4 protein-coding genes are annotated in these 7,145 nt (G+C 46.3%); all 4 read right to left on the bottom strand.

The features are described 5' to 3' along the window. Positions 1-17: 17 nt before the first annotated feature. Complete coding sequence (locus tag OH455_RS09210) at positions 18-2,426, bottom strand: hypothetical protein (protein ID WP_269981166.1); 2,409 nt, start codon at positions 2,424-2,426, stop codon at positions 18-20. A gap of 157 nt (positions 2,427-2,583) precedes the next feature. Then, positions 2,584-4,707, bottom strand: coding sequence for a TonB-dependent siderophore receptor (locus OH455_RS09215; RefSeq protein ID WP_269981167.1), 2,124 nt, complete (start codon positions 4,705-4,707; stop codon positions 2,584-2,586). Positions 4,708-4,837: 130 nt separating this feature from the next. Continuing rightward, complete coding sequence (locus OH455_RS09220) at positions 4,838-5,770, bottom strand: AraC family transcriptional regulator (RefSeq protein ID WP_269981168.1); 933 nt, start codon at positions 5,768-5,770, stop codon at positions 4,838-4,840. Between the two features lie 288 nt (positions 5,771-6,058). After that, complete coding sequence (locus tag OH455_RS09225) at positions 6,059-7,015, bottom strand: hypothetical protein (protein WP_269981169.1); 957 nt, start codon at positions 7,013-7,015, stop codon at positions 6,059-6,061. Between the last annotated feature and the right edge of the window lie 130 nt (positions 7,016-7,145).

Below are 7,145 nucleotides of genomic sequence, written 5' to 3' on the forward strand. Positions count from 1 at the left end.
ATTTCCTCCTGTACGGGTTATAGGCGTTTGATTTTGCGGGCCATTTGTCGCTGATATTGATGCCAATATTCGAGCCATTCTGGCGTCAAATCGTCAAGTTCGATCGTTTGGCGATCGGAAAATGATAAGGCATCTTCATGCAAAAGCTGCTCAAAGAACACCTGTTCTAGCAGTTGGGTTTGCAACGGGTTGTTGTGTGTTGAGTGACGACGGAAAAAGGTCAACCCAATGAATTTTAGGGCCGTGGACTGACAGCAGAACAATTGTATCCAACGTAGCTGGCTGGTGAGGTCGGGGTCTACAAGGATCTGCGGCAAAATCTTAGGCGCGTTTTTTCTGTAGCAGTACGGTGGAAGATCAAACTGTTCAACATCCACGTACTCGTGAGTGAGGCGCTGGTAGCAACGAAAGCTCAACTCACCATCTAAGAAGCGAAGCGCGGCATCAGCAAGGGTGTGGACATCAACATCATGCCCGTCTTTGACCACAACAGACATGAGCTCACGGACAACTGTTGGGCGAAAATCACGTAATGGCGTGCTGATCTCCGAGTGTAAGCGATGGACGTTAAGGTAAAAGTAATCACGCTCATAAGAGCCAAGCTTATTGATCGCCAAGTTCCATCTGTTTCGCTCACTGTGGTCGCATTCCACATAGCGGTGGACCAAGGCCTCCAACTCGCTTTCATCATATTGGACGGCGATACTGATGTGAAACGCACTAAGGTCAGCATCAGGTACCCCCATCTCATGTAAAGTCGTAAAAAAAGTACACCGTAGTTCGGGTAAGGCAAACCCTTGGAAACCGGATCGATAAAGGCGAGACATACTCTCGATAGTCGCCTGTGGCGCTAACTCCATACTCAGTAGAATGACGCGTTTGGCAAACGAATCCTGATTGGCCTTATAGAGCCAGTAACAGGTCGCTAGCATTAGGCGGAATGGACCGATTGACGAGAAAAGATCATATTTCGGCTGGATAACGCCGAGTTCAGATTGAGCGTCTCTATCCATCTCGTGCTTAAGTATTGAGCTCAGCTCCTCAACAAGCGCAGTAAACCCATTATTGCTTTCGTTGATTAGCCACGCTTGCAAATGCTCCGGTTGGCGACCACAATGACGCTTAATCTCACTATAAACATCCTGATGCAGGCCATCACTGACCCATTTAAGTAGCGCATCGGTATCACCATCAAACAGCTCTACATCGTGATTCAAATTAAGTAAAATCGCGCCGATTAAACGACATCTTGTTTGCTGTTCTTCCTCGTCGCGCTGCCACTGCTGGTGGTCAAATGCATGACGATTTGAGCCAAATACGCGCTCTATCTCTTGATATTCGTCGTGATCACACGTATAGAAATGATCCAGTGAATCAATGATGTGATCAATGTTCCTTTTGGCCCTCGGGCAGATCGCATTATCTAGAGCCTCACTTGGTTGGGTGTATCTACGCTCAAATTCTAAAGCACTGAGACACGCCGTCTCTTCGTCTTTCGTCAGGATCTCACGCCAGACATTTGGCAAGTCTTGCTGGTCGAATAGGTGGAAGAAAATATCCAATACACGTAAAAAGCAGTCTTGATGATGCTGATCATGCAGTTCGGCTAACAACACTTGGTACAGCGGTCTTAATGCATCACTCAAACACGCTAAGATCTCATGCTGTGGTGGCACACTATCATAATCACAAGTGCGAAGTAGGTGGCGGTAAAAGCTAGGACTATGTTTTTTGGCGTGTAAGACCACTAAGACCGAATCTAGATCAAGCAGGCATTCTTCTAATGGCATCGGAGCATCAAACTCTCCGGTTAGCACGTAGTGCCACAGCGCTTCTCCCTGAGGGAGGTGAAGGATGAAAGGCGATATCTGCTGCAAAGGCGCCGGGATTTCCTCACCGTGAGGATCAGGAGAGAGAACTTCAGCCTCACCTTCCCCTTCTTCTGCGATAAGGCGGGCTTCTCGGTCTGCGTCGATGTACTGACTGATACCTTGCCAATGGCGAGTATCGCAAAAATCATTAATCGCAACGAGATCGTCTGTTTCCAACAGGTCCCGCAATTGGGTAACGTTCCATCGGTAGGTATCTTCGGGCTGACAGAGGCAATGATGTCGAAACAGCGATACTTTGGCTTGATAACCTTGCTGACTCAGGATATCTGTCAAATCAAAAGCAAAAAAATTAGCGTTTTGGTAATTGCAGAACAGGTGACAAAAGCGAAGATGCTTCTCAAGACTAATCCAGTTGGAGGCTTCACAACGGTTTTGTTCAAGCACTTGTTTAAAGGCGGCATTCACCACCTCTTGTTCGGCATCGCAATACAGTAACACCAAGCATGGTTCGTCGTAGCTGTTAAACTGTTTCAGAACAGTTTTCACCGCTTCCGGTGCCTGCTGTATCTGTGGAGTAATAGTGGCATCTTTCATTGAAAAGCTCGTCATACGTTAGCGGTCTATGTTCGTAGTGTCGTGTCACGTGGCGAACGGGATAGGTTCAGGTGATGATAATTTGCTTTAACAGGTGAGGCAATCTGACTAATGCCAGTCAGTTAAGCTGACTGGCTTTTTTCTTGATAAACAGCGATCAAAACTCGTATTTAACGTTGACTTCAATAGACTGCTCTGCACCAAACCAGCAGTTATATTTGTCGTAGCAGGCGTAGTATTCTTTATCAAAGACGTTGTTCACAATTACGTTCGCCGTAGCTCCAGTAAGAGATTCACTTGCCTGACCTAAATCATACCCAATAGACATATCTACCGCGGTGTACGATGGCACTTTGCCCTGAGTGTTGGTCGCATTCATTTCCATTTCACCCACATAACGTGCACCACCACTGATACGAGTCCCCGTCAGTAGGCCAGTAGACACCTTGTAGTTTGCCCAGAGATTGGCACTGTGCTCGGGGACATAAATTGGCGTAGTACCCTCTAGGTCATTACCCGAATCTTGAGTAATTTCCATATCAAGATAGGTATAGGATGCCGCAATATCCAGACTCTCGGATGCATACCAACGACCTTGCAACTCTATCCCCTGAGACACCGCCTCTCCCACTTGAATACGAGGACCATATACGTTGCTTGGATCCGTCATTAACATGTTCTTCTTGGTGATATGGAAGAACGATGCCGTTGCTGTTTTAGACATATCCGATGACATGTATTTCACACCAATTTCCGCTTGCTCGCCCGTTTCAGGATCAAAAGCTTGGTTATTTTTATCCACACCTGGCGCAGGTTCAAAACTGGTCGCATAGCTTGCAAACGGTGACAGGCCATTGTCTAGCTCATACAGTGCGCCGACGCGATACGTGAAATGATCATGATCAGATTTTGTCGAGTAGTAGACGCTTTCTGACTCGTACTGATCGAAGCGACCACCACCAATCAATACCAGTTGATCAAGACGAACCTGATCTTGGAAGTAAATGCCGAGTTGCTTAGCGTTACTGTCATCACGAGCTTCTCTCGATTTGGTTAGATCATCGCGATCCAATAGATTGTTGTTTGGGTTGAGCGGATCAAACTTTCCAAATCCACTGGTCGCGGCAACACTGTAATCAGAATACACCGTGTTGCCATCCATAGACTGGTAGTCGATACCAAATAGCAGGTTGTTTTCAATACCCGCTATATCGACCGTGCCAGACACTTGATTATCCATCACAAATCCTTTGAGCTCTTCATCTGTCGAATAAGGCGTTCGTGTCAGGGTTCCATCAGCGTTTAGGCCCGCTGTATGGTAGGTGTTCTCTTGATACAAACTGGCATCGGTGAAGCGAGCATTTTGTAGGAACGTCCAGTTTGAATTGAATTCGTGGTTGATCTTGTAACCCACCATTAAGACTTCACGCTCAAACTGACTCCAGCTCACATCCCCCATCGACACCGACGGAGCACTCTTTTCCAATACCTCAAGCGGCATAGAAGAGTTAATTCCCATTGAAGGATCGTTCTGATAATAAACATTAACGTTGATCAAGGTTTTGTCTGTTGCCTGCCAATCCAAGCTTGGAGCCAACACGTAACGCTCTTCTTCGGCATTATCCACTTGGCTGTCTTGTTTACGTGCCAGTGCAATTAAGCGATAGGAGAAATCACTGTCACCAATTTGACCTGTCGTATCTATCGATGCTCGCATCAGATTTCTTGAACCGGTAGCAACATCCACTGTGGTTGAAGCTTCCTGTTGGGGTGTTTTGGCTATCAAGTTGACCATACCGCCAGGAGGCATCGCACCGTAGAGTACCGACGTTGGGCCTTTAAATACCTCCACTTGCTGAAGAGCAATTGGATCTACTTGAGGCTGTAAGTTCCAACCCGTTAGGTAAAGCAATGACAAGCCGTCATAGTAATTGAGGTTTTTTGTCTGGAAACCACGGAGGGTGAAATCATCAAACATGGTCACCGAGCTACCTCGGTTCTCAGTTGCAACACCAGGAACGTATCGCAGTGCTTGATTGATGGAAGTCACACCACGCTGTTCAAGCTGCTCTGCTTCAACAATAGCGATGCTTTGAGGTGTTTCTTCCGGTTCTAACGATGTTTTGGTCGCCGTATTACGGTAGGCTTTACCCATCACAGTGATGGTTTCTAGTTCCGTTGTATCTTGACTGACTTCATCCGCAGCCATAACGGAGGCTGAAAAGGCGCTAAGCAGCGCTACAGCAAGTGTTGAGCGCTTAAAATTTGTTGGAGTTGTCATGTGTCCCTCAAGTAACAATGCTTTTCTTATTAAGAATAAATCTCATTTGCATTCTACAAGCCTGAGAAACAGGAAAGTTAACAATTTGGTGCATCTTTACCAAATTAATTTATAAAACCATTACTAAGGATTACGGTGATAGCCGTTCAACTGGGATCCAATATTCCATGACAGCATGGGGATCTTGTTGATGGTAATTGGCGGGATAGCATTCAAGTTCGTAACCATCAATACCCCGATAACCAGAGTGAGGTAACCAATTGAGCAAGAACCACTCTAGTGTTTTGGGCAAATACACCACTGGCCCACGATGTTTTACCACGGCGTACGTTTGCGCGGGTACCCCCAAGGTGCTCAGTTTTGGAGAGAACACAGAGGGTAATTGGGGTAGCCACCAATCATCGGTTAATTCCACTCCTGCCCAATATTGAATGTTACTGCCGTCGAACTGGCTTTGGGTAATATCAATCACACCGGTCAAGGCAAGAGAACGGTCAGCTTCACTTGGCAGGGTTTGCTCTAGTCGATGCCACAACGCCGGGACTTTTTGTTGAAAGTCAGGGTTAAGGGAGAACAACCCATTAATGTCTTCATGGAGTCCTTTGAGGAGAAATGCATTTTTGGACTCCACTCTGACTTCAACAAAAAGCGGGCTGGCCTCTTGTGTTGCACGTCGAGAAACCTCAATGGGCTTGCGCAAACCGGTTCGGAGCCCTTGTTTGCGATACGCTCGAGGGCTAAGGCCAAACACTTGCTTGAACGAACGACTGAAGCTAATTTCTGAACTAAAGCCGAGCTCTAGAGCGATGTCAATCACCCTATCTGACGTGTCAATCAACCTTTCTGCTGCCTGACTGAGCTTGAGTTCTCGGACATAAGTCGCTACCGCTATACCTGTTTCTGTCTGGAATACTCGTTGCAGTTGCCAGCGTGACCAACAGCTTTGACGGGCAATATCATCTAGGGATAACGGCTCATTGATGCGCTGATGAATAAACGACAGTACTTTACTGATCCGACTAAACGCATTAGAAGGTCGTTCCGTGGACTTACCTGTCGTCATCGTGGTTCTCAATCATAGTGGGTTAGAAGTGGCCTATCCTAACAAATTCACCAATGAGAATTAATATCTTTAACATTATAAAACACGCTGAATGGTTGAACTGGTTGATAACCTGCGAACAGTGAGCCAATCGTCACTCTAACCTTTTCCCTATTTCCATTTCATTTGAGTTTGCTTGGTAATACTGGTGCATATCAATGTCTAAAATGTCGAATAACCGGCTTGATATCACTGGCATTGACGGTTAAAAACTGACGACAATTCAACCTGTAGCTACCTGTCCGCCTATCAATTGGGCATTTGTATTCTGCCGTACATCAGGGGAAGTTCGTCCTCCAACTCGAGGATTTTCTCTAATCGCTCTTCGAACCGCTCTGGGCGTTTGTCCAAACGAAAATAGGTCATGGGGCGTTCTCTAAAAAATTCCGCCTCTGTGAGGATTGCACTTCGGCCTTTGTCCATATAATTGAATATTTGCGCAAGGAAATAGTCGTTATCTTTTTCTCTATTTAACGTGATCTTACCCGTAGGTTGGATAACGGTCGCCTCTGTGCAATAGCCAACTTGGCCGCCTCCCTTTTCCCAATATAGGTACAAGTGCAGCCCTGTTCGGTGTTCTAAAAAGCCCAAGTTCTCAAACCGACAAGCGCCAATACGACCAGACGTCCACGTGTAAACAATCCCTCGTTTTCGGTCGAAATAGATATCAGCCGGCCTTGGCATTTTAAACAGAACAAAACTGAACAATATGGCCAAACTGAGTGAGACTCCAGAAAGAGCGAGGTCTGTTATGAGAGTGTCCTTCTCGTTTTCTCGTCCGTGGGCTAAAACAGCTTGAATATACCCCCAAAGCGAGTAATCACCATCATTATCGAACATAACCCCGAAGAACGCGTACTCTTCTTTGTCAAAGTCATCAAAGTAATCCCCCCTCTCCTCCATGATTTGGTATTCAGCAAGCCTCTTCTTACCGGTATTAATAGATGCTGGGTTGAAACCCAACTCACCTACACAAATAAAAACTATAAACCACAGGCCAAGTACTAGCGGCAATAAATAGGGCAAGCGCAAATTATGCAGAGCATCACGCACGGCCAACACGTCTTCCGTAACTTCCATAAAGGGTTCAAGAGGGTCTTGCTCGGGTTCAATGGGAATACGTTGGGTAATCTTTTCTCGCCAGTTCACTAACTTTTGTGGATATTGATACCCTAACAAAACGCCATGGTTCTTTTTCCTTTTCACGCCTATCTATCCTTCGTGACGATAAGGGATAGCCTTTAGGCCTAATGGCAAAAAGGCTGGGCTTGGGTGGTGAATAGTCCAATAAAACGGCGCTCCATTTTGCTATCACCGCTATATCGCGTGGCCTGTG

The sequence above is a fragment of the Vibrio sp. T11.5 genome (assembly GCF_027587155.1).
Taxonomy (GTDB): Bacteria; Pseudomonadota; Gammaproteobacteria; order Enterobacterales; family Vibrionaceae; genus Vibrio; species Vibrio neptunius.

Coding starts and splice junctions, on each gene's coding strand:
- OH455_RS09210 (WP_269981166.1), bottom strand. CDS start 2,426: ATGAAAGATGCCACTATTACTCCACAGATACAGCAGGCACCGGAAGCG.
- OH455_RS09215 (WP_269981167.1), bottom strand. CDS start 4,707: ATGACAACTCCAACAAATTTTAAGCGCTCAACACTTGCTGTAGCGCTG.
- OH455_RS09220 (WP_269981168.1), bottom strand. CDS start 5,770: ATGACGACAGGTAAGTCCACGGAACGACCTTCTAATGCGTTTAGTCGG.